The sequence below is a fragment of the Phytohabitans maris genome (genome assembly GCF_031085175.1).
Classification (GTDB): domain Bacteria; phylum Actinomycetota; class Actinomycetes; order Mycobacteriales; family Micromonosporaceae; genus Phytohabitans; species Phytohabitans maris.
This window is the reverse complement of record NZ_JAVHUY010000022.1, coordinates 17296-43079: the sequence shown is the minus strand read 5'-3', so window position 1 is coordinate 43079 and position 25784 is coordinate 17296. Positions and strand designations below refer to the sequence as shown.

At 71.4% G+C, this 25784-nt stretch carries 29 protein-coding genes; 8 read left to right on the top strand and 21 right to left on the bottom strand.

The window, feature by feature from the left end; genetic code table 11:
* Window positions 1–22 precede the first annotated feature (22 nt).
* A complete protein-coding gene (locus tag RB614_RS23240) occupies window positions 23–1180 on the bottom strand; it encodes a CaiB/BaiF CoA transferase family protein (RefSeq protein WP_308714715.1) in 1158 nt (385 codons plus the stop codon).
* Window positions 1181–1359: 179 nt separating this feature from the next.
* Between RB614_RS23240 and RB614_RS23235 the strand changes: the two genes are divergently transcribed.
* Window positions 1360–2298, top strand: a complete 939-nt coding sequence (locus tag RB614_RS23235) for a LysR family transcriptional regulator (RefSeq protein ID WP_308714714.1) — start codon at window positions 1360–1362, stop codon at window positions 2296–2298.
* A 487-nt stretch (window positions 2299–2785) separates the two neighbouring features.
* Window positions 2786–3148 (top strand): VOC family protein, encoded by a 363-nt coding sequence (locus RB614_RS23230; protein ID WP_308714713.1) that lies wholly within the window; start codon window positions 2786–2788, stop codon window positions 3146–3148.
* A 574-nt stretch (window positions 3149–3722) separates the two neighbouring features.
* On the opposite strand, the gene RB614_RS23225 is transcribed toward RB614_RS23230, so the two are convergent.
* The 6 genes from RB614_RS23225 to RB614_RS23200 all read right to left on the bottom strand — a co-directional run bounded on the left by RB614_RS23225 (window position 3723) and on the right by RB614_RS23200 (window position 8261).
* Window positions 3723–4295, bottom strand: coding sequence for a hypothetical protein (locus tag RB614_RS23225; RefSeq protein ID WP_308714712.1), 573 nt, complete (start codon window positions 4293–4295; stop codon window positions 3723–3725).
* A 163-nt stretch (window positions 4296–4458) separates the two neighbouring features.
* The gene (locus RB614_RS23220; protein ID WP_308714711.1) at window positions 4459–5991 is read right to left on the bottom strand and encodes a hypothetical protein; all 1533 of its coding nucleotides are present in this window, start codon (window positions 5989–5991) and stop codon (window positions 4459–4461) included.
* Window positions 5988–6248, bottom strand: a complete 261-nt coding sequence (locus RB614_RS23215) for a hypothetical protein (protein WP_308714710.1) — start codon at window positions 6246–6248, stop codon at window positions 5988–5990. Before RB614_RS23215 ends, RB614_RS23220 begins: the two co-directional genes overlap by 4 nt.
* Entirely contained in the window at window positions 6248–7036 is a 789-nt protein-coding gene (locus RB614_RS23210; protein ID WP_308714709.1) for an ABC transporter ATP-binding protein, read from the bottom strand. The genes RB614_RS23215 and RB614_RS23210 overlap by 1 nt, the downstream gene beginning before the upstream one ends.
* Before the next feature lie 43 nt (window positions 7037–7079).
* Complete coding sequence (locus RB614_RS23205) at window positions 7080–7400, bottom strand: hypothetical protein (RefSeq protein ID WP_308714708.1); 321 nt, start codon at window positions 7398–7400, stop codon at window positions 7080–7082.
* A gap of 123 nt (window positions 7401–7523) precedes the next feature.
* A complete protein-coding gene (locus RB614_RS23200) occupies window positions 7524–8261 on the bottom strand; it encodes a response regulator transcription factor (protein WP_308714707.1) in 738 nt (245 codons plus the stop codon).
* Between the two features lie 151 nt (window positions 8262–8412).
* On the opposite strand from RB614_RS23200, the gene RB614_RS23195 reads away from it, so the two are divergent.
* Genes RB614_RS23195 through RB614_RS23185 form a run of 3 tightly spaced genes read left to right on the top strand, consistent with a single transcriptional unit; the run spans window position 8413 to window position 10862 of the window.
* On the top strand, window positions 8413–9660 hold the full coding sequence (locus tag RB614_RS23195) for a sensor histidine kinase (RefSeq protein ID WP_308714706.1): 1248 nt from the start codon (window positions 8413–8415) through the stop codon (window positions 9658–9660).
* Between the two features lie 8 nt (window positions 9661–9668).
* Entirely contained in the window at window positions 9669–10352 is a 684-nt protein-coding gene (locus RB614_RS23190) for a LuxR C-terminal-related transcriptional regulator (RefSeq protein WP_308714705.1), read from the top strand.
* 57 nt (window positions 10353–10409) lie between these two features.
* Window positions 10410–10862, top strand: a complete 453-nt coding sequence (locus RB614_RS23185; RefSeq protein ID WP_308714704.1) for a hypothetical protein — start codon at window positions 10410–10412, stop codon at window positions 10860–10862.
* 41 nt (window positions 10863–10903) lie between these two features.
* On the opposite strand, the gene RB614_RS23180 is transcribed toward RB614_RS23185, so the two are convergent.
* Genes RB614_RS23180 through RB614_RS23170 form a run of 3 tightly spaced genes read right to left on the bottom strand, consistent with a single transcriptional unit; the run spans window position 10904 to window position 12635 of the window.
* Complete coding sequence (locus tag RB614_RS23180; protein WP_308714703.1) at window positions 10904–11938, bottom strand: class I SAM-dependent methyltransferase; 1035 nt, start codon at window positions 11936–11938, stop codon at window positions 10904–10906.
* Window positions 11935–12303 (bottom strand): antibiotic biosynthesis monooxygenase family protein, encoded by a 369-nt coding sequence (locus RB614_RS23175; RefSeq protein ID WP_308714702.1) that lies wholly within the window; start codon window positions 12301–12303, stop codon window positions 11935–11937. Before RB614_RS23175 ends, RB614_RS23180 begins: the two co-directional genes overlap by 4 nt.
* Before the next feature lie 11 nt (window positions 12304–12314).
* On the bottom strand, window positions 12315–12635 hold the full coding sequence (locus RB614_RS23170) for a TcmI family type II polyketide cyclase (RefSeq protein ID WP_308714701.1): 321 nt from the start codon (window positions 12633–12635) through the stop codon (window positions 12315–12317).
* Window positions 12636–12811: 176 nt separating this feature from the next.
* On the opposite strand from RB614_RS23170, the gene RB614_RS23165 reads away from it, so the two are divergent.
* A complete protein-coding gene (locus RB614_RS23165; RefSeq protein ID WP_308714700.1) occupies window positions 12812–13966 on the top strand; it encodes a nucleotide disphospho-sugar-binding domain-containing protein in 1155 nt (384 codons plus the stop codon).
* A complete protein-coding gene (locus RB614_RS23160; protein ID WP_308714699.1) occupies window positions 13963–15210 on the top strand; it encodes an FAD-dependent oxidoreductase in 1248 nt (415 codons plus the stop codon). Before RB614_RS23165 ends, RB614_RS23160 begins: the two co-directional genes overlap by 4 nt.
* A 63-nt stretch (window positions 15211–15273) precedes the next feature.
* Here RB614_RS23160 and RB614_RS23155 read toward each other — a convergent pair whose 3' ends face one another.
* From RB614_RS23155 to RB614_RS23105, 11 genes are all read right to left on the bottom strand, one after another.
* Complete coding sequence (locus tag RB614_RS23155) at window positions 15274–16545, bottom strand: class I SAM-dependent methyltransferase (RefSeq protein ID WP_308714698.1); 1272 nt, start codon at window positions 16543–16545, stop codon at window positions 15274–15276.
* Between the two features lie 21 nt (window positions 16546–16566).
* Window positions 16567–17568, bottom strand: a complete 1002-nt coding sequence (gene rfbB, locus RB614_RS23150) for a dTDP-glucose 4,6-dehydratase (protein ID WP_308714697.1) — start codon at window positions 17566–17568, stop codon at window positions 16567–16569.
* The gene (locus RB614_RS23145) at window positions 17565–18008 is read right to left on the bottom strand and encodes a sugar 3,4-ketoisomerase (RefSeq protein WP_308714696.1); all 444 of its coding nucleotides are present in this window, start codon (window positions 18006–18008) and stop codon (window positions 17565–17567) included. The genes rfbB and RB614_RS23145 overlap by 4 nt, the downstream gene beginning before the upstream one ends.
* A 9-nt stretch (window positions 18009–18017) precedes the next feature.
* Complete coding sequence (locus RB614_RS23140; RefSeq protein WP_308714695.1) at window positions 18018–18839, bottom strand: class I SAM-dependent methyltransferase; 822 nt, start codon at window positions 18837–18839, stop codon at window positions 18018–18020.
* Window positions 18840–18958: 119 nt separating this feature from the next.
* On the bottom strand, window positions 18959–20236 hold the full coding sequence (locus RB614_RS23135) for a ScyD/ScyE family protein (RefSeq protein ID WP_308714694.1): 1278 nt from the start codon (window positions 20234–20236) through the stop codon (window positions 18959–18961).
* Window positions 20224–20751 (bottom strand): SRPBCC family protein, encoded by a 528-nt coding sequence (locus tag RB614_RS23130; RefSeq protein WP_308714693.1) that lies wholly within the window; start codon window positions 20749–20751, stop codon window positions 20224–20226. Before RB614_RS23130 ends, RB614_RS23135 begins: the two co-directional genes overlap by 13 nt.
* A 2-nt stretch (window positions 20752–20753) precedes the next feature.
* The gene (locus tag RB614_RS23125; RefSeq protein WP_308714692.1) at window positions 20754–21011 is read right to left on the bottom strand and encodes an acyl carrier protein; all 258 of its coding nucleotides are present in this window, start codon (window positions 21009–21011) and stop codon (window positions 20754–20756) included.
* 17 nt (window positions 21012–21028) lie between these two features.
* Window positions 21029–22243, bottom strand: coding sequence for a beta-ketoacyl synthase N-terminal-like domain-containing protein (locus RB614_RS23120; RefSeq protein ID WP_308714691.1), 1215 nt, complete (start codon window positions 22241–22243; stop codon window positions 21029–21031).
* The gene (locus RB614_RS23115; protein WP_308714690.1) at window positions 22240–23508 is read right to left on the bottom strand and encodes a beta-ketoacyl-[acyl-carrier-protein] synthase family protein; all 1269 of its coding nucleotides are present in this window, start codon (window positions 23506–23508) and stop codon (window positions 22240–22242) included. The genes RB614_RS23120 and RB614_RS23115 overlap by 4 nt, the downstream gene beginning before the upstream one ends.
* Window positions 23505–23930, bottom strand: coding sequence for a cupin domain-containing protein (locus RB614_RS23110; protein ID WP_308714689.1), 426 nt, complete (start codon window positions 23928–23930; stop codon window positions 23505–23507). The genes RB614_RS23115 and RB614_RS23110 overlap by 4 nt, the downstream gene beginning before the upstream one ends.
* An 84-nt stretch (window positions 23931–24014) precedes the next feature.
* Entirely contained in the window at window positions 24015–24473 is a 459-nt protein-coding gene (locus RB614_RS23105; RefSeq protein ID WP_308714688.1) for an anthrone oxygenase family protein, read from the bottom strand.
* Window positions 24474–24641: 168 nt separating this feature from the next.
* Here RB614_RS23105 and RB614_RS23100 point away from each other — a divergent pair, with 168 nt between their 5' ends.
* Entirely contained in the window at window positions 24642–25754 is a 1113-nt protein-coding gene (locus tag RB614_RS23100; protein ID WP_308714687.1) for a methyltransferase, read from the top strand.
* Window positions 25755–25784 lie beyond the last annotated feature (30 nt).

The following is a 25784-nucleotide window of genomic DNA, read 5'->3' as shown; positions in this document are numbered from 1 at the left end:
TCGGTGCGCGTGGCTACCTCGGTCATCCGGCGACCTCCTCGCGGCGCGGGCCGAACTCGGCCCGGATGCTCTCGTTGTGTTCGCCCAGACGTGGCACGGTTCCCATTGCCGGCTCCTGACCGGCGATCGTGACGGGCGGCAGCATCGCCTGGACGACTCCGCGCGGGGTGCGCACCTCCCGCCACCGGTCGCGCGCGACGAGTTGCGGGTGGGCCATGAGCTCGGCCGGTCGCCGCAGTCGCGCGCACGCGATACCCGCTTCGTCGAGCAGCTCGACGACGCGGTCGGCGTCGAGCGTCGCGAAGGCAGACTCGATCAGCGGGCGGATGGCGTCGTCGTTTTCGACGCGTTCGGGGTTTCGGACGAAGCGGGGATCGTCCACCAGATCGGGTCGCCCGAGGATCTCCCGGCACAGCCGGGCCCACTCCCGGTCGCTCTGGACGCCCAGGAACACCCGATTTCCGTCGCCGGTCTCGTAGGGGCCGTAGGGCGCGATCGACGCGTGCCTCGCGCCGGTCCTGCGCGTCTGCGCGCCGCCGTAGAAAGCGTGGTACGCCGGCTGAGCCATCCACTCGCCGAGCGCGTCGATCATCGCCACCTCGACCGTCGCCCCGATGCCGCGGGTGGCTCGCTGGAGCAGAGCGGTCAGGATGCCCGAGTACGCGTACATCCCGGTGGCGATGTCGGCGACGGAGGCGCCGACCTTGGACGGCTCCTCCGGAGTCCCGGTGGCGATGACGAGTCCGGTCTCGCACTGGATGAGCAGGTCGTACGCCTTGCGGCCCCGGTACGGGCCGTCGGGGCCGTACCCGGAGATCGAGCAGTGGATGAGCTGGGGCCGGCGGGCCCGGAGCGTGCCGGCGTCCAGACCGAGGCGGTCGACCGCGCCGGGCAGCAGGTTCTGCACGAACACGTCCGCCGCGTCGATGAGCCGGTCGAGCAGCGCCCGGTCTCGGGCGTCCTTGAGGTCGAGCTCGACGCTCTCCTTGCCGCGGTTGAGCCAGATGAAGTAGCTGGACTCCCCCAGCACGGTGCGGTCGTAGTGGCGGGCGAAGTCGCCTTCGCCGGGGCGCTCGACCTTCAGCACGCGGGCGCCGAGATCGGCGAGTTGGCGGGTGGCGAAGGGCGCCGCGACCGCCTGTTCGACGGAGACGACGGTGATTCCTTCCAGCGGACGCATGCGGTACCCCTCACTCCTCCGGTCCGGCCGCCGCCTGGGGGCCGGCGCCCGCGCCACCATCCGGTGAGCCCGCTCCGGTACCGGCTTGTCGACCATCTTGCTTTGCGATGGCTTTCCCTGTGAAATGCTGAAGTGTGATGACCATAGTCGGTTCGAGCATGGCCACGTAACGGGACTCGATGGACTTCAAGCAGCTCACGGCGCTCGTGACGGTCAGCGACGTCGGCAGCGTCACCAAGGCGGCCCGCCTGCTTCACCTCGTGCAGCCAGCGGTGAGCCGGCACATCCGCTCGCTGGAGGAGGAGGTCGGCGTCCCGCTCTTCGAGCGCACCCGGCAGGGCATGACACTCACTCCCGCCGGCGAGATCCTGACCGAACGCGCGCGTCGCGCGCTCCTCGAGCTGGAACGGGCTCGCGCGGAGATTCGACCCGATCGGGGGCCGGTCCAGGGGATCGTGACGATCGGGCTGCTCGACAGCACCGTCGAGATCCTGGCGGCGCCCCTGGTCGAGTCGGTGGCGCGGCGACACCCCGGCGTCAGCCTGCGCCTGCTCGGCGCCTTCTCCGGCCACCTGCGGCAGTGGCTGGACGACGGCGCCGTCGACATGACGCTGCTGTACAACCTCGCGTCGACACCGTCGATCTCCGTGACACCGCTGCTCCACGAGTCGCTGTGGGCGGTCGCGCCGCCCGACGCGGATCTCGCCGGCGCCGGCGCGCTGACCTGGCAGCACCTGACGAGCCGGCCGCTCGTGCTGCCCGTCGCCGGGCACGGCCTGCGGACCCTCATCGACGAGGCGCTCGCCACGACCGGAGTCGAGCCCACGGTGGCGTGCCAGACGAACTCGATGCTGCTGCAGAGGAAGCTGGTGGCGTCGGGCACCGCGTGGACCGTCCTGCCCGCCGCGGGCATCGCCCAGGACGTGGCGACCGGACGGCTCAACGGTGGCCCGTTGACCGATCCTGAGGTCTCCCGCACCGTCGTCCTCGCCCTGCGACAGGGCAGCCGGATGCCGCCGGCCGTGGAGGTCGTCGCGACCGAGGTCGTTCGGGTGACGCGCCGGTTGGTCGAAAACGGCGCGTGGCCGACGGCGCGCGCCGCTGACCAGCCGGACTGACACCACGGCTCGGCACTCGACGGCGTTGACGGCCGGCGGCGGCCGTGGCCGGCGGGATGAGTCAAGCGGTCCTGCGCGACTGCCGCCGCGCCCGCGCCACATTGGCCCTGCGCCTACCAGCTCAAGTGCCCGGACTGGACAGTGAGCATGGTGGCTGCCGACTTGGACGCCGCGTAGAGCGCAAGCGGCATGCCGTACTCCGGTCGGTCCCCACGCCCACATGCGGCGAGCCCAGCGGCGGACGCGGGCACCGGGTCCCTCGTTCGCGACCATCCACAGTGGTCCTGCGATGCGCGGCCAGACGTGAGGCGAAGCCGGCGACGCTGTAGCTGCGGATCTGTCGGCCCGTAAGGGTCGACCCCCTCCACCGACACGCGGCGGGCATGGAAGAGGATGGGTACCGTCTGGCGGCGCGAACGTGTATCCGCTCGATCCGCATCGGTCTACGAACGGAGGCGCAGCAGTGCCGCACCACAGCAGGCTCCGCATGATCGTTATCGATGTTCCTCAAGACGACCATGACCAAGGGCTAGCGTTCTGGCAGGCGGCCATCGGCCAGGAACTGAGCCAGATCCAGAACCACCCGGAGTTCCACGGGGCGTTCCTGCCGCACCAGGAGCATCTCGCGCTGCTCGTCCAGCGGCTGGGAGAGGGGCCTGCCCGGATGCACCTCGACATTCAGACCGACGACGTGGAAGCGGAGGTCGCGCGGCTGGAACGGCTGGGCGCCAAGCGAGAGCAGCACGTACAGGACTGGTATGTCATGCGCGACCCGGCTGGCCTGCTGTTCTGCGTCGTGCCGCTGAACGCCGGCACGCTGGACGACAACAACGCGCGGCGCTGGGACTAAGCGTCCGGTCCCAGCAATGCCCCCAGATCGAGTTCACCTGCCAGCTAGACGATCTATTCCAAGGTATGAGCTACCGCGATGCCCGTCGCGGTCCGGACCCAACGCCACTCACACTGATTCGATCAAGGCCGTGAGCTGGGCACGCTCAGCAGCGTCAGGCTGTTGACCGGCCCGAGCCGGGCCGCGATCGATCAAGGACAGCACCGGGCGGACGTCGAGATCGTGGTACGCAAGTGCCCCCAGGCGGGCCGATCCGTACCACGATCTACTGGGACGATCCCGACCGAAGTGTCGATCATAGGATCGCCGCGGTCGCCCGGGACGTACCGTCGGCCGACTTGATCAACTTAAGCTGACCGGGCGTTGGGTCCGGACCGTTGCTCCCGCAGCCTCAGCCTCCACGCCTGGCGACCGCAACCCACCCGGCCCCGACCGGCCCGCCCGAGGCGTCAGGGCGGCACTGGCCGCCGATCGAGGACCGAGTCTCTGCTCAGCGGTACTGGAAGTACGTTATGAGGCCGCCATAACGTACTTCCAGTACCGCTGAGCGAACCCCACCCCTGGAATAGATCATCTAGTTCGAAGCCGACGGCGCACGCCTCTCCCCCACGCCCCGACCGCTCGCCACCCTGGCCCACCCCACACCTGCCTGACCCGCCGAGCGCGACCGCCAGAGGCGGATGAGGCTCCAGGCGTCCCCGACGGGAATCAGCAGCGACGCGGGATGAGCCCAGGCCACGACGCCGGTCCAGACCATGGCGGCGATCGGGACGGCACCGCTGAACAGCTGGATTCCGGCCATCACCGCCGCCCAGACGACAGCGGGAAACAACGGGCCGGCGAGAATCACGAGCGCCTCCCGCCAGCGCTGCCGCAGCTGGGGCCGATGTACGCCGGCGCCGCGACGGTCCACCACGATGTTCGCCGGAACCGGGGCATCCGGCGCCTCCGGAACAGTGTGCGCATACTCTGCCGTCGGCGCCAGCAGGCGCAGCGCGAGTACATGCCCGGCCTCGTGTGCCACGAGGCTGGCCCAGATCAGCAGGACCGAGCCGGCCAGGACGGTCGCAAGGATCCATCCGGCGAACACGGACACGACGGTCAGCCCCAACGCCGGCACGAGCAGTGGCAGGAAGTACAGCGTCATCTCGCGCCCGACCACAAGGGCTGCCCGCGGGCCGGAGCGCGGCAACAGCGCGCTCCTGCTCCGAGGCAGCGCGCTTACCCGACCTCCGCCGGGCAGCGGCGTGGTCCGGTCGGTTGGCCGCGAGGCTTCGCGGACGCCGGCCGGCTCGGCCGGGCTGGGCGGCCTAGGCATGGGAAATCTGCGGCCGGGTCAGGCGCGCCATCAGGAAATAGGCGGACATGCAGACGGCCGCCATGCCCACCTGCCCGAGGACGGCCGCCTGCGGTATCAGCTGCCCGACGGTCCAGAGCCCGCCGAGGTAGATGATGCCGGCGAGCCCCACCGACAGCCCGACGCTGAGCGGTTGTTCCGTGCTGTACGGGATGAGCAGTCCCGCGACCATCGCGGCGGACCAGGCGGGCAGTGCCTGCACGAACAGCAACGGCACCTCGGTCCAGCCGATCAGCTGCGTGGAGGCTGCGAGCACGGCGCCGGGCAGCGCGAGGAGAGCGGCCACGGCGAGGCAGACGGTGGCCTTCGGCCACGCCCAGGCGGCCGGGCGGGCCAGCAGATGCATGCTCAGCCAGTGGGTCGCCCGGGTGTGTCCGTACGACTGCACCGCGCCGATGAAGAAGGGCAGCAGCAGCGGAACCGCCAGGACGGGTAGGAACGACGACCGGGTCGCCAGCCAGGCGCCGAGGACGGCGGCGAACACGGCTCCGGTGAAGACGACGACGGCGAGATACTGCGGCGCGCGGGCCAGCATGACCAACTCGTACCAGGCCTGGGCCATCGGGCGGATACGCGGGACGCGGTACCCGACGAACAGCCGGGACGGCGCCGGATCAGGGTCCGCCGGAAGCCGACCAACCAGCAGGACGAACAGCGTCAGGCCGGACGCGGACCAGAGAAGCAGTGACCCGCCGGAAATGGCGCCGCCGTCCGCCGCCGCGGCGAGGACGCGGTGTGGCAGCCAGGCCGAACCGTTGCCACCCAGTTCCAGCACCGGGGCGGCGACCGCGATCGCCACGCCGGTGAAACCGCCCGCGGCAAGGGCATGATGTTGCGGTACACGCAGCCGTTGCACCAGCGGTACGACGAGGTTGAACAGCAGAGCCGTCAGCGGGATCTGGCCGAGCACCAGCAGCAGGGCGGCCGGGATCGCCACCGCGAGCCCGCCCCGCGACGCGTCCGCCAACATGGTCACGGTCGGCGCGGCGAGCGAGGCCACCGCCACCAGCGAGACCCCGAGCATCGGAAGCTGCGTCGCGACCGCGGTCAGCGTACGGCTGACGGGGAGCAACCCGAGCACGTTGCTCAGAGCGGTACGGCGAGGGGCGAGCATCTGGAAGAAGATCGTCACCAGGCTGCCGAGGGTCCAGACCAGAGATGCGGCCAGGGCCCGGATCCGGGCGAGTTCGTCCGGCGGTAGATCCCGCGTCGGCAGCGCCGGCATGACCGTGGTGAGTATGAGGCTGCCGGCGACCATCACGGCGAGCGCCGCCAGCCCGAACAGCGCGACCGTGGTCCGGGAGACACCGAGGGAACGGGTCGTGTCGCGTACCCAGAGCCGACCCGCGACGGCGGCGATGCTGCCGAGGACCCGGGTCGAGTGGCGCAGGCCGCCCGGCCGGGAGGGCGGGTGGGTGGCACCTGTGACCCGCGGCGTGGTCCGGCCCGGATCCGCCGCGGCCGGTGCCTCCCGCAGCAGGCTCACCCCTCGGCCTTGCGGAGCAGCCCGACCAGCAGGCCCGCCAGGCCGCCGAAGAACACCAGCCCCAGGTTGCCCAGGACGTTGGGCGCGACCACGAACTCGAAGCCGCCCTCGACGTCCTGGACGCCGCCTTCCCAGAGCAGCGGGATGGAGTAGACACCCTCCTGGTACATGCCGATCCCGAACGTCGCGGCGCCCAACAGCACAGCGGCGAGGAACCCGGCGACTCCCCCGCTCACCGCGAGCATTACCGCCTTCATTACCGCTCCCACCCTTCCTTCAGCATCGTGTCGAGAAGTTGCGCCCGTTCGCCCTGTTGTGCTTCCAGACCGGTGGTCACCAGGAACGCCTCCTCCAGCGTGTCCACGGAGTAACGCTGCTGGAGCTGGGCCGGCGAGCCTTCGGCCACCACCGCGCCGGCGTGCAGGATCGTGACGCGGTCACAGTCCCGCTGCGCCCGCAACATGTCGTGCGTGGCGATGAGGACCGCCCCACCGTGTCCGGCGTACGAGGTGATGAGCTTGCGCAGCGTCACCGCGGCATCCGGGTCGAGCCCTCGGAAGGGCTCGTCCAGGACCAGCAGGTCCGGGAAGTGCATGACCGCCGCGACGACCTGGAGCTTGCGCTTCATGCCGTGGGAGTACTCCGCGATCTGCCGGTCGAGATCCTCGGCGAGACCGAAGGCCCACGCGAGGTCGGCCGCGGTCACCGAGTCGTCCCGGCCCCGCAGACGATCGTGGAAAGCGAGGTACTCCTGGCCGGTGAGCGAGGCAGGCATCGGCAGGTCGTCGGGGGCCATCCCCAGAAAGTCGCGCGACTTCTTGTCCTGCACCGGTACTCCGTTGAGCAGCACCTGGCCCCCGTCCGGGGCGAGCAGGCCGGTTACGAGGTGGAGGCAGGTGGTCTTACCCGAACCGTTCGGCCCGAGCACCCCGTGGACCTCGCCCCGGGCGAGCGTGAAGGACACCTCGTCGAGTACGGTGCGGCGCCCATACCGCTTGGTCAACCCGGACACGGCCAGGACCGGTCCCGGCTCGGGAAGCGACATCTGTGACTCCACCTCGCACCTCGTCAACCGTTGCCGGCGGCCGTCAGAACTGGCACTTGAACCTGAGTCGCGCCGTGAAGGGGTTGGGGTAGCTCACGCTGAGGCCGCCGTCGAAGCTCCCGCCGCGGTTGACGCAGTAGGCGTACGCCCAGGCCAGAAGCCCCACCGCGATCACCACCGCGACGGCGACGAGGACGATGATCCAGACCGCGCTGTCCCGGCGGTCGTAGAAGAACTGCGCCAGCCGGCCGGACCCGGCCACCGGCGCCGCCCAGGCCAGCACGTCCGCCGCCGCGATCGCCGTCCGCCCCGGCAAACCGGTACGCTCCCGGGGCATCGGGGCGACCTCTGTCAACACAGACATCTATACCCTCCTCAAGGGTTTGGAGTGAGAGGCTGTGACCGCGGCGGCGTGGTGCACCGCCGCCTTGCCCCCCGCTCGGCTTGGCAGTCACGCTAGGCAGACCGCCGATTCGGGACCTCATCCCTAGGGCTGAACAGAGATCCCCAGCGCGGCGCCGAGGCCGTATCGCCGGCCGGATCCGCTGCCGCCGAGCCAGGACTGGTAGAACAACGCGGTCAACTGGTGGCGATTGGCGCAGCCGGTCTTGCGTAGACTCGCCCGGATATGAGTGCGGACCGTGGTCTCCTCGATGTGCATCCGGTCGGCAATGTCCCGGTTGGACAGTCCCTGTACCACGAGACGGACGACCTGGCGCTCGCCCGGCGTCAGGTGGACCGAGGCCAAGAGCCGGGTTGCCCCGCCGGCCGAGTCGCCCGGCCGGTCGAAGACCGCCTGGCTGATCCAGCGGCCGCCCCGGGCGACCGTCTCGACGGCGGCGCCGACCTCCTCGAGCGGGACCTGCGTGGGGATGATGCCATGGAGGTTGTCGCTGAGCAGCAACCATGGCACGTCCGTCGCCGTCAAGCCGTCGATAATCGCGACGACCCCTCGGGTCGCGGTCGGATAGGGCGGCGCACCGTGCCGGTACCGCACCGCCGTCCCGGCCGCCACGATCGAGGACCGCACGATCCACACGTCCACGGCGGGGCCGGGATCCCACCGCTCGCCGTTCCCGACCAGGCGCAGGCACACGCGCGGCAGCAACGGCTGTGCGTCCAGGTACCCGGCGATCGCGGCCCGGTCCTGAGGCTCGGCCATGACGCCGACCGTGAGGCGCTCGCCGTTGACCGATACCGCGCCGTTAGCCGCGAACCCAGCCATCCGGTCCCTCCCCGTGTCCTCTCGATGGAAACTGGGTGATATCCAGCTCGGTTGGCTGAAGTACCCTGATCGTTGCGTTTCGCGGGTTCGCTGTGACCCAACGAATCCGCGAACTTTTGTCGGCCTGGCCCTCAGCCACGCGAGGAGGACTATGAGCGGCCGGAAAGGGCTGTGGCGCGTCGCCGGGTTGCCGACGACCAAGGCCGGCGTCGAGCGGGCCTTCTCGTACTTCATCGCGGGGGTCCGGCTGGGCACGGTCGCGCAGATGGTCCCGGCGGTCCACATCGGCGTAGCGACGTCGCCGTACGGCGTCGCCTACCTCGCGTCTTGGGCTGCCGCGGCTTGCGCGGCCGTCGTGGTCAGCGTGGTGACGCTGGTGCGCCGCCGTCCGCTGGGCGCGGCGGGTTCCGCGGCGGACTTCGCGCTGGCCTGCTTCCTGCTGTTGCTGGGGTCTGTGCTGCTGGAGCCGGGCGAACGCCTAGGCACCTGGGTCGCTTACCAGCCCGCCTACGCGCTGTCGGTCATCATCACGGATGGCGGGGTCCGCAGCCGCACCCTCTGGGCGGGCGGCCTGCTCGGCGTCATCGTCTGCTACGCGGTGTATCTCGGCGGCGATGCGAGGGGAGACACGACCGCGACCGCGATCGGCAACGTACTCACCTTCGTGGTGTATGCGCTGGTCGTGCGCATGTTCTTCGGATTCACGCGCCGCATCGCGCACGACGCCGACGCCTCGCGTGCCCGCGCCGCCGAGCTGGCACGGCGCGAGGAGGAAAGACGTGCCCAGGTGATGATGCACAACGGCGTCGCCCTCATGCGCCTGCTCACCGAGCCGGGGACCGACGCCTCACGCTCCCGGCTCATCGACCAGGCTGAAGTGGAACTGCAACGCATGCGCTCGTATCTGCGTGGCCAGGCGCCGGACCGGGATGGGACAACCGCCTACGGAGCGGCCGGTGCCAACCTCACCGTCGCGTTCGCCGCGATGATCGAACGGGTATGCGACCGGTTCGCCGACCTGCACGTCGACGCTTTGCTCGACCTCGGCGCCGACCTGAGACTCCCCGCCACGCAGGCCGAGGCGCTCCAGCGCGCGCTCGAGAGCCTGCTGCTCAACGTACGCGCGCACGCCCGGGCGGACACGGTCGTGGTCCACCTCGACCAAGGCACGGACGGAAGCTGGACGCTGACCGTGCGCGACGACGGCGTCGGGTTCGACCCGGCCTCCGTGACCGCGGGGGTCGGCCTGCGCGAGGTCGTCATGGGTGAACTGCGGCGGCGCGGGCTCCGGGTCGAGATCGAGTCCGCCCCGAACGAGGGGACGACAGTGACGATCTCGTCCGGCTCTGCGCCGGCAGCCGCTCGCGCGACCCTGGACGCCTCCACGGACGCGGTGTGAGGCCCCGGGTGGCGGTGGTCGACGACGCCTCGCTGATCCGCGAGTCGTTCGGCCTCCTCATGCCGGGTCTCGACGTCGTCGCAGCGGTCGCGACCGTGGAAGAGCTGACCCGCCGCCGCCCGGTCGTAGACGCAGTCCTGCTCGACCTGCACCTGGCCAACCTCGAACAGCCCGACGTCCGGCAGGGCATCGCCGCGATCCGCGCGCTGACCAGCCGCGGCTACCGGGTCTGCACCTACAGCCAGGAGGAGCGTCGCTTCGTCCTCGCGGCGTGCATCGCGGCAGGTGCGAGCGGGGTCGTCGCCAAGGCGCTGCCGACCGGCCGGGCCGAACGGCTCCTCATCGAGGTCGCCTCCGGTGGCACCGCCGTGCCGCAGTCGGTCGTCGGGATACTCGAGGTCCTGGTCCGGCGCAACTGCATCACCCTGCTCAGCGAGCGCCAGCGCCAGATCCTCTACGGTCGTGCCCGCGGTCTGAGCTACGGTCAGATCGCCAAGCAACTGTTCGTAAGCGAATCCACACTACGCGGCTACTGGCTCGACCTGACCCGGTCGCTGTCCGACTCCCTGCGCAGCCTCACCCCCAGCGAGATCGAACGAGCCCTCGGACTCGCGCCCGGAGACCTTCTGGAACTCTGGCCCGAAGAAGCCACTGACGCGAAGGACTGGTGGCGCGTCGACACCGGCAAGTGAGCTGACGCCTGCGGGCCTGCCGAGCGCGCTTGTATGCACCGGCTACGATCCCCTGCGATGATCGCCACCCGGATTCGCGTGTCCGTGCTGCTGCTGACCGCCCTGCTCGGGATGGGTGCCTGTGGACAGGGCGACCCGCCGCCACCGCCCCCACCGCCGCCGGGTGCGATCCACGGCATCACCGAGGGGGTCACGCCGGAGCAGGACACCGCCGCGTCGTACGCCTTCGTCGACCTGGCCCGGCGGGTGCGGGAGCACTTCGACGGGCCGTGGGACGCCGACTACTACCGGCTGCCGGTCGGCACCACCTGGGACTCGGTCGTCGCACACTACGCCGGTGCGCTCGGCGAGGGCTGGACCGAAGACACCCGGTACGCGCCGGACGCCGGACCCGGCTACCGCTCCAAGCTCTGGCACGACGGCGACTTCCTGACCGCCGTCGCGCTGCTCGACGACCTGCCGCCGTCGACGACCCCGATCATCATCGTGCTGGTGTCCGAAGAGGACTGAACGCTCCACGAGCGCCATCCGCTCGGCCGCGACGAGCCGTCTCATGTGGACGCCGGTTGGGTGACCATGATGGTCAGCGGTAGACCTGGCGGGGTGTGTTCCTTCGCGGGGATGAGGCCGGCCGCCCGCAGCATCTCGTCGTACGTGCCGGCCGAGTGCACCTCCCCCTCGGCGGTCCACACCAGCATCAGCACGGAGAACAGGTGTGGTGACGGGTCCCGTTCCGGCGGCGCGTCGGTCCTGGTGAAGCCGACGACGACCAGCCGGCCGTCCGGCTTGAGGGCCGCCGTGAGGCGGCGCAGCAGCTCGGTCGCCCGCTCGGCCGAGAAGTGGTGCAGCACATTGGTCACCATCACCAGGTCGTACGGGCCGCCCAGCGGCGTGGTGAACATGTCGCCGGGCAACGGGTGCATCCGGTCGCGCAGGCCGAGCCGCTCGGCGTGCCTGGCCGTCACCTCCAGCACGTTCGGCCAGTCGAGGGACCACAGCCGCGAGTTGCCGTGCCGGGCGGCGACGGTGAAGCCGTAGATGCCGTGTCCACACGCGACATCGAGGATGTCCAGGGACTCGCGGCGGCCCGCCCAGCCGTCGATGGCGTCGGCCAGGACCGCGGCCGTCGGGCCGGCGACCGCGCCGGCGTACGCGGCGAAGTCCTCCCAGTACCCGAACCTCGGCGTCTCGGCGTGCTCGCTGACGACGGCGCCGCCGCCGCGTACGGCCTTGGTGAGCACCTTCAGCGCGTCCCACTCCCAGTCGCTCGCCACGACGTGCACCATGTCGCCGAAGTACGCCGGCCGGCCCCGCACCAGCAGCTCCTCGCCACCGGCCGGCAGCGCGAACCCACCGTCCACAGTGTCCAGCAACCCCACTGCGGCCAGTGCGTGCAGCAGGATGGACGCGCCGCGCGGGACCACGCCGGTCCGCGCCGCCATCGCCTCGACGCTCAGCGGGCCGCCGGCCAGCTGCTCGAACACGCCGAGCTCCACGGCGGTACGCAGCAGCGCGGTTGTCTTGTACGCGTGCATCATGTCGAACAGCGCGGCCCGGGTGAGACCGGTACGGGTCTCGACGGTCACGATCGTCCCTCCCTTGTGGACAGCTTCGAGGGCGCGGGCGAGGCCGCCGCGAACGAGCCCGGAAAATGGCGCAGCACGAGCATCGTGGACATCGACACGCCGTACCGGAACGGCGTGAGCGACGCGCGGTCGGCGGCGTGCCCGGCGCTGCGTTCGAACTCGCGGAAGCGGGTCTCGTCGGTCCAGTCGCTGATGAGGTAGTACGTCGACGGGTCCTCCGCGTCGCGCATCAGCCACTGCTCGAGATTTCCCGGCGTGCCCCGGACCCGCTCGGCGATACCGAACCAGACCCGTTCGAACGCGGTCTCGGTGCCCTCGGTGATGGTGAACCTCAGCATGACGCGAAAGACGTCCGGTGCGGGCATCGTCACTCCTCTCACTCCGCGGACCAGCTGTAGAAGGGCCGTGCGACCGAGTCCGACGGGCCCTGCCAGCCAGGGTCGTAGGGGCGGACGTAGGCCGCCAGCTTCGCGCTGACGTCCTGGAACATCGGGTGCCTGGACATCCGGGGCAGCCGGTCCGAGATCGGCACCGGAGCCTCGATCAGGTGCGCGTAGACGTCGTGGAAGGCGAACAGGGTCCGGCGTACCGCGCCGAGCATCTGGGGCAGGCCGGCGGCATCGGATTCGGCGAAGACCTGGGCGATCGTGTCGACGTCGGCCGGGTTCATCCGGGCGACGATGAGCGTCCTGTGCACGGCGGGCTCCCTGGTCGCAGGTGCGGTCGTCCCTGACCGTGCGCGCACCGCTTCGACTCCAGGTCGAGAAACGCTGGTGTGTCGGCGCCCAGCGGCGGCTTCAGCCGGCGTCGAAGAATCCTGGATCGCCACCGACGAGGATCGGCCCGGTTTAGCCACGAAGGGAGTGCAGGCCGGTGAAGATTCTCATGGTCACCGCGACGGCACCGTCGCATTTCTACCCACTCGTTCCGGTCGCCTGGGCCGCGCGCAGCGCCGGTCACGAGGTACGCGTCGCTCATCAACCGTCGCTCACGGCGGCGGTCGTCGCCTCCGGTCTGCCGTCGGTGCCGGCCGGCGAGGACGTCGACCTCGCCGCCGTCGCCGCGCGATGGCGCGCGCAGAACGCGCCGGGGCCGGGCGCGGGGCCCGACCCGGAGTCGGCCGTCCGGCACGCGGTGGGCCTGTTCGTCGCCATCGCCGAGGCGATGATCGACGACGTCATGCTGTTCTGCCGGCGTTGGGCGCCCGACCTGATCGTGTACGAGCCGACCGGGTACGCCGGTCACCTGGCGTCCACGGCGCTCGGCGTCCCGGCGGTCCGCCACCTGGTGGGCCCGGACTTCTCCGCCGGCCTGGCCGGCACCGAGCAGGAGCTGGCCACGGACCTCTACAAGCGGCACGGGGTAACCGAGATCGACCTCACCGGCGACCTCACCCTCGACCCGTGCCCGCCGGTACTCCAGGCACCGTACCCGCCGCAGCAGCGCCAGCTGGTGCGGTACCTGCCGTACAACGGCGCGGGGCAGGTGCCCAGGTGGGTCCTGGAGGAGCACGACCGGCCGCGCGTCTGCGTCACCTGGGGCACCACGTTCGCCCGGGTCACCGGACACCTGGCACCGGCCCGGCGGGTGCTCGAAGCCCTCGCCGACCTGGACGTCGACGTGATCGCCGCGGTCACCGCGGGGCACAGCGGCATGCTCGGCGAGGTCCCCGACCGGGTACGCGTGGTGGAGGAGCTGCCGCTGAACTACTTCCTGCCGACCTGCTCCGCGATCGTCCACCACGGCGGGGACAACACCACGCTGACCGCGTCGGCCCTCGGAGTGCCCCAGCTGATCATCCCGCTGACGTTCAACCCGTTCAGCCCGGCCAAGGCCGTGGCCACCGCCGGCGCCGGTCTGCACACCGACGGGTCCGACCCGACCGTGGCGGCGCTCCGGGACGGGATCGCGGCGCTGCTGGGCGATGCCCGGTACCGCCACGGCGCCCGGCGGCTCGCGCGCCTGTGCCGCACGATGCCGAGCTCGGGCGAAGCCGTCGCGTCGCTGGAACGGCTCGGTGGCCGGTGAGTGGCACGCGCATCCCGCCGCGGACGACCGTCTGTGTCGTCGGCGGCGGGCCGGCCGGCATGTTCGCCGGCCTGCTGCTGGCCCGTGCCGGCGTCCAGGTGACCGTCCTGGAGAAGCACGCCGACTTCCTGCGTGACTTCCGCGGCGACACCGTCCACCCGTCCACGCTGCAGCTGCTGGACGAGCTGGGCATCCTCCCGCGGTTTCTGGAGCTGCCCCACTTCAAGGCCGAGGAGATGGCGTTCCTGACCGACCACGGCCGGCAGCCGGGCGTGGAGTTCCGGGCGCTGCGGCACCCGTTCCCGTACGCGGTCTTCGTACCGCAGTGGGACTTCCTCAACCTCCTGGCTTCCTGGGGCGGTGGTCTGGGCACGTTCACCCTGCGGATGAGCGCCGAGGTGACCGACGTGATCCAGGAGGACGGGCGGGTGTGCGGGGTGCGGTACCGCGACGAGGCGGGCGAGCACGAGCTGCGTGCGCTGCTGACCGTGGCCGCGGACGGGCGGCGTTCGACGGTCCGGGAGAAGTGCGGTATGCACCCCATCACGTTCGCCTCCCCCATGGACGTCGTGTGGTTCCGGATCCCGCGCCTCCCGTCGGATCCGGTGGAGCCGTTCCTCCGGCTGACCGCGAACCGGTTCGTGGTGCTGCTCAACCGGAACACCTACTGGCAGACCGCGTACCTCATCCCCAAGGACGGGTACGCGCTGATGAAGGCCAAGGGGATCACCGAGATGCGGCGCAACCTGGCCGAGCTGGTCCCCTTCCTCGCCGACCGCGTGCACCACCTGGACTGGGACGGCGTCAGCACGCTGTCGGTACGGATCGACCGGCTGCGCCGCTGGCACCGGCCCGGCCTGCTGTGCATCGGCGACGCGGCGCACGCCATGGCCCCGATCGGCGGCGTGGGACTCAACCTGGCCATCCAGGACGCGGTGGCGGCGGCGAACATACTCCACAGTGGCCTGCGCCGCGGCGTCGTCAGCGAACGCCGGCTGGCCGCGGTCCGGCGCCGGCGGCTGCTGCCGACCGTGCTGACCCAGGCATTCCAGCGGGGCCTGCAGGCCCGCTTCATCAAGCCGCTGCTGGACGGGGAGACGACGGTGCGGCCGCCGCTGCCCATGCGGCTCAGCGCCCGGTACGCGGCCGGTCGCCGCCTCACCGCGCGCTTCATCGGCCTGGGGCTGCGGCCGGAACACGTCCGTACCCCGGCCCGGGTGACCACTCCGGCGGCCGACGCGTAGCTGGCCTGTTCGACGTGTGGCCGGCCGCGCGAGGCGCGGCCGGCCATCGAACCGTGACAGACCTCATGCGTACCGGCGTGCGGGCTCCGGCTCGGCGACGATGCGCGGCTGCGGGATGGGCACGATGAACCGGCCGCCCTGGGCCAGGAACTCATGCTCTTTGCGGATGACCTCGCTGGAGTAGTTCCAGGCCAGCAGCAGGTAGTAGTCGGGCGGGCGGCTGCGGGCCTGCTCCGGCGTGAACACCGGGATCAGGTTGCCGGCCCACACCTTGCCCTGTTTGAGCGGGGTGGTGTCGGTGACGAACTCGATCTCTTTCCGGTCCAGCCCGCAGGCCTGTAGCAGCGCGTGCCCCTTGGACGGCGCGCCGTAGCCGGCGACCCGCTTGCCGCTGGCCACGAGGTCGCGGACCAGCCCGCCCACGTTGTCGACCACCTTGCGGGTCCGGTCGGCGAGATCCTGGTACGGGCGCCCGGTGGACAGGCCCCGCTCCTCCTCCAGGGCCAGCAGCCGCGAGACGCTCGGGGCGGGCGGCCGCACGGTCGGGCGGGACGCGAAGGCCACGATCGAGCCGCCGTGTACGTCCGCGCGCTCGACGTCGACCAGCCGCAGGCCGTGCGACTCGAAGAGCCGGCCGAGGGTGCCGAGCGAGTAGTACGACAGGTGCTCGTGGTAGATCGTGTCGAACTGGTTCTGGTCCAGCAGGTCGACCAGGTAGGGCACCTCGATGGCCAGCGCGCCGTCCGGCGCGAGCACCGCGTCGACGCCGTCCAGGACGTGGTGTACGTCGTCGATGTGGGCGAAGCACTGCCGGCCCAGTACCAGCTTGGCGCGGCCGTGTTTCTGGGCGATCGGGCCGGCCACGTGCGGGCCGAAGAAGTCCGCGACGGTCTCGACCCCGCGGTCGTTGGCGATCCGGGCGAGGTTGCGGGCCGGGTCGACGCCGACCGTGCGCAGGCCGGCCGCGGCGAAGATCTCCAGCTGGGTGCCGATGTTGCTGCCCAGTTCCACGACCAGGTCACCGGCCGTCAGACCCAGCTTGCGGGTGCTCCACTCGACGATCCGCCGCATGTGCTGGGCCATCTGGTCGGACTCGGACGTGAGGTACACGTAGTGGGTGAACAGCACCTGCGGGTCGACGACGTGGCGCAGGCTCATCAACCAGCAGCGCCGGCAGGCGATCACGTCGACCGGGTACACCGGCTCGTCCGGGTATGCCGGGGCCGGGTCGAGAAAGCCGTTCGCCAGCGGTGTGGACCCCAACGACATGACCTCGAGCCAGTCGTCGTTGCCGCAGACCCGGCACCGGTCGACCCGCCTGATGATGTCCCGCATCGCTCCTCCATCCTCGGTTGCCTACATCTGCGCCGGGCGGCTGATCGCCGCCCTGTCCCGCAGCGGCTCCCACCACCGGCGGTTGGCGCGGTACCACGCCACGGTCATCGCCAACCCTTCGTCGAACTGGACCTGGGGCGCGTAGCCCAACTCGCGGCGGATCTTCGTGATGTCCAGCGAGTACCGCCAGTCGTGCCCCTGCCGGTCGGCCACCTGGTCGACCATCTCCCAGCCGTACCCGCAGGCCTCGAGCAGCCGTTTGGTGAGCTCCGCGTTGGAAAGCTCGGTGCCGCCGCCCACGTGGTAGACCTCGCCCGCCCGCCCGTAGTGCAGGGCGAGGTGGACCGCCCGGCAGTGGTCGGAGACGTGCAGCCAGTCGCGCCGGTTGCCGCCGTCGCCGTAGAGCGGGACTCGCCGGCCGTCCAGCAGGTTGGTCACGAACAGCGGGATCAGCTTCTCCGGAAACTGGTACCGGCCGTAGTTGTTGGTGCACCGGGTGACCACGACGTCGAGTCCGTAGGTGCGGTGGCAGGCCAGGGCGAGCAGGTCGCCGCCCGCCTTGGCGGCCGCGTACGGCACGTTCGGCGCCACCGGCGTCTCCTCGGTCCACGAGCCGTACTCGATCGAGCCGTACACCTCGTCGGTCGAGATCTGCACGAAGCGGCGGACGCGGTGCCGCAGGGCCGCCTCGAGCAACACCTGCGTACCCAGCGCGTTGGTCATGACGAACGTCGCCGGGTCCACGATGGAGCGATCCACGTGGGTCTCCGCGGCGAAGTTGACGATCGCGTCGTGCCCGGCGACCGCCGCGTCGACCACCGCGGGGTCGCGGACGTCTCCCCGGACGAAGCGGTAGCCGGGCAGGTCGGCGACCGGGGCCAGGTTGGCCGGGTTGCCGGAGTAGGTGAGCTTGTCCAGCACCGTCACCCGGGTGCCCGCCGAGTCCGGTAGCTCACCTCGCAGAGTGGACCGGACGAACTCCGAGCCGATGAAGCCCGCGCCACCGGTCACCAGGATCTTCATTGTTCAGGCCCTCCCGCTCCTTGGGTGATGTAGCGCCGGAACCTCTCGTAGTCGTACGAGTAGTCGGACGCGTCGTGCCCCGCGGACGCGAGCACGAGGCAGACCGCGTCGGCGGTGAAACCGGCGAGCTCCCGCCAGACCATCGGTCCGATGTAGAGCCCTCGGCTGGGGTCGTCCAGCCGGATCGTCTCCCGCCGCCACCCGTCGTCGACGACCGCGTCCAGGGCACCGGAGGTGGCGACGAGCAGCTGGTGCAGGGTGTGGTGGACGTGCCCGCCGCGCACGGTGCGCGGCGGCACGCCGTAGAGGTAGTACACGCGGGCGATCCGGAAGTCCACCTGCCGCCCGGTCTCGACCACCGTCAGCGCGCCGCGGTCGTCGACGAAGCGGGGCAGTGCGACGAGGTTCCAGCTTCTGGTCGAGGCCGCGGCGCCGGTCACGGCGGCTCCTCAGGCCCTGGTCGCCGAGATGGCGTAGTAGTCGTACAGACCCGCCGTGTACGCCTTGAGGCAGTTGCGGGCCCAGTGGTCGTCGTACCCGTTGAGCCCCAGCCAGTCGTCGAAGCGCTGCCAGACGTGCTCGCCGATGCTCTGCATGACGATGTCCGCGAAGCCGGCCCCTTCGAGAGCCGCGCGGACCTCGTCGGTCGTCGTGGCCTTGTCGTGGCCCGCCGCGAACGTCGGGATCAGCTCGGCCAGCTTGGGGCCGGCCTCGACCGAGCGGGCGAAGAACGTGGTCACGCTGAGCCGGCCGCCGGCGCGCAGCACCCGGGCCGACTCGGCGGCGAACGCCCCCACGTCGGCCACGTGCTCGATCGCCTCGACGGAGTACAGGCCGTCGAAGCGCCCGTCCGGGAAGGGCATGTCGGTGGCCGAGCCGACGGCGAAGCCAAGCTGCCCGCCGGCCTTCTCCAGCAGGTCCTTGTTGTGCTCCTCGGCCAGGCTCACCTGGGCCCGCAGCACGTCCGTGGCGACCAGCTCGGCGGGGCCGAACTCGGTGTACACCACGTGGGTACCGGCTCCGCGGCCGCAGCCGACCTCCAGCAGGCGGTCGTCCGGGTGGACCGGCAGTGCCCGCGCGACAAGCCGATAGAGGTTTTCGCTGGCCTTGATGCGGTCCGCCGCGGTCAACGGACCCGTGCGGGGCGCGTCCACCCAGTAGCCGAGGTTGAGGAAATTGCCCAGGAACGCTGGGCTCCACTCCACGTTTCCGCCGGAGTACTGGGTCGGGTCGGCCACGACATGCCCGCCGCTCGTTTCTCCAGTTGGCATCTTGACCCCTTCCATCGCTGTTCCGAACGTGGTGACCGAGCTTGACGGGTCGGTCTCGAGGACCGTTGGAGGTGCCTGGAGCCGGACTTCCGTCCACTGTGTCCGGACCGCCGAGCGGGCTACGGCCGGAACCGGATCACTTCGCCGGCCGCGTCGACGCCGGCGCCCTTGTGCGCGACGAAGTAGTCACCGTTCGGCGCGATGGCGAGCCCGGTCGGGCGTTCCAGCGGCGAGGTGAGCAGCCGGGTACGGCCGCCGTCGGGTTCGATCCGGACGACCGCGCCGGTCGGATCGCCGGAGCAGAGCCCGTTGGTCGCGTGTTCCAGCACGACGAGCCGGCCGCTGCGGTCGAACGCCAGGTCGAGGATGTTGGTGAAGCCGGTGGCGTGCACGGTCGGCGCCTGGCCGGGGACGACCCGCCAGATTCGGGCGCCGCCGACGGGGAACGGCACGCCGGTCAGCTCGCCCACGTAGTAGGCGCCGTCCGGGCCACGGGTGATGGCGGCGGGCACCGGGTCCATCTCCATCTGGCCGGGTGGGAAGCCGCAGGCGGTGGGCACGGTACGGCCGGCGAGGGCGGCCACCGTCGAGACCTGGCCACCGGTGGTGCCGGCGAGGATGTCGTTGGCCGCGGCGTCGACCGCCACGAAGCCGGTCGAGGACGGCACGAGCGCGTACGGCTGGGTGGCCAGGTCGGTGCCGTCCGGGTTGGCGCTCTGCTCGTACGCGGCCAGGTCGGCGAGGAGACGCCAGCGGCCGTTCGCGAAGGCCTCGACCACGGTGCCGAGCGCGGCGCCGTCCGGTCCGAGCGCGGCACGCAGGGTGGGATCGGTGCCGAAGCCGATCGGCACGAGCATCCGGCCACGGTCGACGACGACGTCGTGTGGACCGAACGCCGCGCCTTCGGCGGTGCTGCGCAGCGACGGTAGCCCGGTGACGACGCGGCGCTGGACACCGCCGGCGACCGCCGTGATCGCCCCGGTGAGCCCCAGGCACGCCTCGTCGCCGGTGGTCGGCCCGCCGATGCACGGCCCGGTACCGCCGTCGCCCGCCTCGGCGACCAGCAGTACGCCCTCCGGGGTGACGGTCAGGCCGCGCGGGCTGTGCAGTCCGGCTGCCACGACGGTGACCGTCGGCCCGGCGCGATGGTCGGCCGCCAGGGCCGGCGCCGGCGAGAGCACCACCGCTCCGGCCGTCGAAGCCGGTACCAGCGCGACGCCGATGCCGGCCCGCCACCCGACGGCGGCCGTCGCGACCAGTGCCCGCCAGGCGACCGTCGCCGATGCCGCGAGCGCCCGCGCCAGCACGGCGGCCGCCACGACGGCGATCGGCACCAGGGCGGCAGCCCGGGCGATCCCGGCCGCGCGCCGCTTCCAGTTTCCGGTCAGCTCCTCCATGTCTGCGCTTGCTCCCTCCGCTGTTGTCGTTGCCCTGGTTGGGAAGCCGTCGAGGCACGCCGGTCGCGGTCCGCGACCGCCTCGATCAGCGCCTTGATGCGCCGCATTTCCCGGGCGCTGTTGCGGTTGATCCGGTCCGCCATGGCCGCGTCGTTCAGCGGTGCGTCGGGCCGAAGCTGGAAGTCCTGCGTCCAGCGCATGAGGGTGGCGCCGTTCTCCTCGGTGAACTCCCACCGGATGTTCATGTACTCGAACGGTCCGGGCTCGACCCGGTGCGCGTGGACGGTGTAGGTCCGCGGGTCGGCAGTGCGCTCGGAGACCCACTGCCAGACCCGGCCCCGCTCGTCGGGGCGCATGGTCAGGCGGAACCGCACGGTGTTGCCGGTGGTGCGCAGGATCTGCACCGCCGCGTACTCGCTGAACAGCTCGGGCCATGCCGCGACGTCGTTGGTGATCCGCCAGACCAGGTCGCGCGCCGCGTTGATGACGACCGAGTTTTCGGTGTGTCCCGCCATCGTCAGCCCTTCGTCCCGAGCCGGCCGTTGACGTAGTCGACCAGCCGAGCCGGAGTGTCCAATGTGCTGGTTTCCGAGTCGGGTATGTGGATGTCGAACAGCTGGGCCAGCCGCGTGGTCATCTCGATCACGGCCAGCGAGTCGTAGCCGAGCTCTTCGAACGACATCGTGGCGGCCTCCGGCGTCAGGTCGACCGACTCGTCGGCGCCGGCGCAGCTCTGCATGATTCCCTTGAGCTCGTCGAGACTCAGTCTTGTCATGGGATCCTCCCTGATCGTTACCGTTCGACCCGGCGCAGCACGGCGCAGGCGTTGAAGCCGCCGTGCCCGCGGGCGATCACGAGGGCGGTCCGCAGCGCGGCCGGGCGCGCCGCGGACACCAGGTCCAGCAGGTCCGGGTACGCCGGGTCGACCACGCCCACCGTCGGCGGGACGACGCCGTCGCGTATCGCCAGCGCGGCGGTGACGAGGTCGAGCGCCGCCCCTCCGGCGTACAGCCGCCCGGTCATCGTCTTCGGGGCGGTCACCGGCACCGCGCGCCGCCCGAAGACGGCCGCGAGTGTGCGCGCCTCCTGGGCGTCGAGGTCGGGCACGCCCATGGCGTCGGCGAACACGACGTCGACCTCGCCCGGCCCGGTGCCGGCCTGTGCCAGGGCGGTCTCGATCGCGGGGCGCAGCGCCGGCGGCCGCCCGGACGACGGGGGCGGGTCGGTGGTCGCGGCGAGCCCGGCGACCTCCGCGTACAGGTTCCGGGCGCCCCGGGCCCGGGCCTGCTCGGCGTCCTCGACGACCAGGACGCCGCCGCCCTCGCCGGGCACGTATCCGCCGGCACCGCGGTCGAACGGCTGGTACGCCCGCTCGGGGTGGCTGGCGCGGCTGACCCAGCCGGACTGTGCCTGGCAGAGCATCGCGTACGGCGACAGCGGCGCCTCGGTGCCGCCGGTGAGGACCACCCGCGCGCCCCGCGCGAGCAGCCGGCCGGTCTGCTGCAGCGCCTGGATGGCGCCGGTCTGCTCGGCGACGATGTTGCCGCATGGTCCCTTGAAGCCGTGCCTGATCGATACCTGGCCGGTGCTGGCCGCGTAGAACCAGGCGATGGACTGGTACACGGTGACCTGTCGCGGGCCCTGCGCCCACAAGCTCTGGATCTCCCGCTGGCCGAACTCGTTGCCGCCGGAGGAACTGGCCAGCACCACTCCCCGCTCGTACTCGGGCACCGCGTCCAGGTCGATGCCCGAGTCGTCGAGGGCCTGCGCCGTGGCGGCCAGGGCGAGCTGGGTCCAGCGGTCGGTGGCGACCATCAGCCGGCCGGGTACGTGGCGCTTGGGCGCGAAGTCGCGCGCGACGCCGGCGACCCGGATCGGCGACCGGGTGGGCACCTCCGCGCCGGTGTGCCGCAGTCCGCTCTGCCCGGCCAGCGTGGCCGACCAGTACGCCTCGGTGTCGGCACCGTTCGGGGCGACGACGCCGACCCCCGTGACCACGGCACTCATCCGGACGCTCCCGGGCCGGCCAGCAGGACCGCGGTCTGAAAGCCGCCGAACCCGCTGCCGACCGACAGGACCACGTCGACGGGCAGTTCCCGGGCGACGTTCGGCACGTAGTCCAGGTCGCAGACCGGGTCCGGGGTTTCGAGGTTGGCGGTGGGCGGCACCACGTTGTGCCGGATGGCCAGCGCGCAGGCGGCGAGCTCGATCGCGCCGATACCGCCCAGCGAGTGGCCCACCATCGACTTGATCGAGCTGACCGGGACGGCGTACGCGTGCGCGCCCAGGCTCGCCTTGAAGGCGCCGGTCTCGTGCCGGTCGTTCTGCACGGTGCTCGACCCGTGGGCGTTGACGTAGTCGATGTCGTCGGGGTTGAGGCGGGCCGCGTCCAGCGCGCTCCGGATCGCCTCGGCCATGTCCAGGCCGTCGGGCTTGAGGCCGGTCATGTGGTACGCGTTGGACCGGCTGGCGTGGCCGGCGATCGCGCAGTACGGTGCGGCGCCGCGCCGCCGGGCGTGCTCGCGGTCCTCCACGATGAACATCGCCCCGCCCTCGCCGAGCACGAACCCGTCGCGGTCGCGGTCGAAGGGCCGGGAGGCCCGCTCAGGGTTGGCGTTGTTGGGTGAGGTGGCCTTGATGGCGTCGAAGCAGGCGGAGGTGATCGGGCTGATCGGCGCGTCGGCGGCGCCGGCGAGAACGACGTCGGCCAGGCCGTCCTCGATCAGCCCCGCGGCGTGCGTGACCGCGTCCAGCCCGGACGTGCAGCCGGTGGAGACCACGCCGGCCGGCCCCTCGGCCTGGATCAGCCAGGCCAGTTCGGTGGCGATGCTGGACGGTGCCAGCCACTGGTAGAGGTGGGGTGCGGCATAGGCCGGGTCGACGTCCCAGTCACGGCCGCCGTCACTGACCACAATGTACTCGCGTTCCAGGCTGATGGTGCAGCCGGTGGCGGTGCCGACGCTGACGGCAAGCCGTTGCGGGGCGGTAGTCTCCGGCTCGAAGGCCGCGTCGGCGATCGCTTCGCGGGCCGCCACGACCGCGAACTGGGTGCAGCGGTCCATCCGGCGCGCCTCCTGGGCGGTGAGCCCGAAGGCGGCGGGATCGAAGTCGCACTCCGCGGCGATCTGCGAGCGGAAGCTGGACGGGTCGAACAGGGTGATCCGGCGGGTGGCGGTGCGCCCGTCGGTCAGCAGCTGCCAGAACTGCTTGCCGCCGATGCCACCGGGCGCGACCACGCCGATGCCGGTTATCACCGCCTGGCGGGGGGTCATGCCGGCCGGCCCTCCGAGCGCGCAGGCTCCGGCAGCTCGGTCTCCGTGTCGACGTGTCCGAGCTCCGGACGCGGGGCCAGCGGGCCGAGGTGGAAGACGACGAACGCTTCCTCGTCCGCGTCGTTGACGAGCCGGTGCGAGCAGTACGGCGGGATCAGCAACGAATCGCCGGCGGCCAGTTCGGTCTCGGTGCCGTCGAGCTGGACCCGGATCCGGCCGCGGACGACGAAGAGAAACTCCTCCGAGTACGGGTGGTGGTGCGCGCTGACCCGCTCCCCGACGCCCATCGTCACCACGCCGTTGAAACCGGACGTCGTGCCGGCTGAGCGCGGACTCAACAACACGCGCACGTCCGCGCCGCGGCGCCGATCGGGTGCCACGTCTGCCATCGCGACTTTCCTGGCGGTCGCGCGAGTGGTCATCTCAGTCCTCCGTACGGATGTGTCAGCCGGTGATTTGGACGTTCACAAACGCTGCTCGAGTCCCGGTCCAGGCTGGATGGACGGTCAGAGCCCGCTGGCGACGGCCGCCGCGTGGCAGACGGCGGCGAGCACGCCCAGCCCGGTCCGGACGAGGTTCCAGTCGCGCCAGCGGCGGCGCGGGTCCACCCGTTCCCAGTCCGCGGGCAGGCTGGCCGGGTCCAGCCGCTCCACCCAGGCGTTGATCGGGACGATCGTGGTCAGGGAGACTCCGATGACCGCGAGGAACAGCAGGCCCGCGGCGAGGAAGAGCACACGGGCGGGGTCCGTGTCGACGAGGCCGGCGAGCGCGAGGTTGGCCAGCGCCGACAGCACGATGCTGCTGGGCATGTAGCGGTCCATCCGCCCGACCATGAACCGGTGCAGCGGGGCGAACTGCTCCTTGGAGAGCGCGAGGGTGAGCGGCGCGCCCATCACCGCGCCCACCATCAGACCGCCGGCCGATAGTCCGCTGAGGACAATCGTGGCCGCGACGAGAAGCTCCACCGTCCACCCCCTTCAGACCGGGCCGGTCGAGCAGCGATGGTTTCCGGCCCGGCTCGAGGACCGATGGAGGCACCGCCATCCGCGGCGAGTGCCCTTCGAGCAGCCGTCGAGTGCACCGGCGAACCATCGTCCTCGTCTGAAGCGTCGATCCAGAGAGGACGGTGCGCTGTGACAGCCACCAACCCCGTCACGTCCCACCCGAGCCCGCCCGGTCCCGCGCACGGCCCGGCCGTAGCGGCACCGGCCAACGGCGGACCGCCGGCGCGCGCCGTGCTGTTCCAGATGATGTCCGGGTACGCCGTGTCGCAGGCGATCCACGTAGCGGTCCGGCTCGGCGTCGCGGACCTCGTCCACCGGGGTGCGTCGACCACCACCGAGCTGGCCGCCGCGACCGGCGCGCACGAACAGTCGCTGCACCGGCTGCTGCGCGCGCTGGTGGCCCTGGGCATCCTCACCGAGCGCGAGCCGGGCCGCTTCGGCCTCACCCCGCTCGGCCAGCCCCTGCGCGGCGACGTCCCGGACTCGCTGCGGCCGCACACCATCCTGTACTGCAACGAAGCCGGCTGGCAGGTGTGGGGCCAGCTGCTGCACAGCGTCACCACGGGCGAGCCGGCGTTCCCGTTCGTGCACGGCACGGACGGGTTCAGCTACCTGGCGGACAAGCCGTACCTGTCCGAGGCGTTCAACGACACGATGGCCGCCGAGACCGAGATCATCGGCACCGGCATGGTCGCCGCGTACGACTTCAGCCAGTTCGGCACCGTGGCCGACGTCGGCGGCGGCAACGGCGCGCTCCTGTCCCGCGTGCTCACCGCGTTCCCGACCGTGCGGGGCATCCTCTTCGACACGGCCGCCGGCGTCGAGGAGGCCGTCAAGCATCTCTCGGACGCCGACCTGTCCAGCCGCTCCACCGTCGTGGCCGGCGACTTCTTCGAGTCAGTCCCGTCGGGTGCGGACGCCTACCTGCTCAAGAGCGTGATCCACGACTGGCACGACGACCGGGCCCGGGTGATCCTGGGCAACTGCCGCAAGGCGATGTCGGCCGACGCCAGGCTGCTGCTCGTGGAAGTGGTCCTGCCGGCCACGGTCAGCTCGCCGGCGCTGGCGCCGGTGCTGATGAGCGACCTGACGATGCTCGTCACCACGGGCGGCCGGGAGCGGACCGAGGAGGAGTTCCGGACGCTGCTGGCCGGGACCGGATTCAAGCTGACCTCGGTCAGCGCGCCCTTCGGCCCGCTCCAGCACCGGGTGATCGAGGCCCGGCCGACCGGCACCGCCTGATCCCCCACCGGACTCTCCTGCGAGGCAACC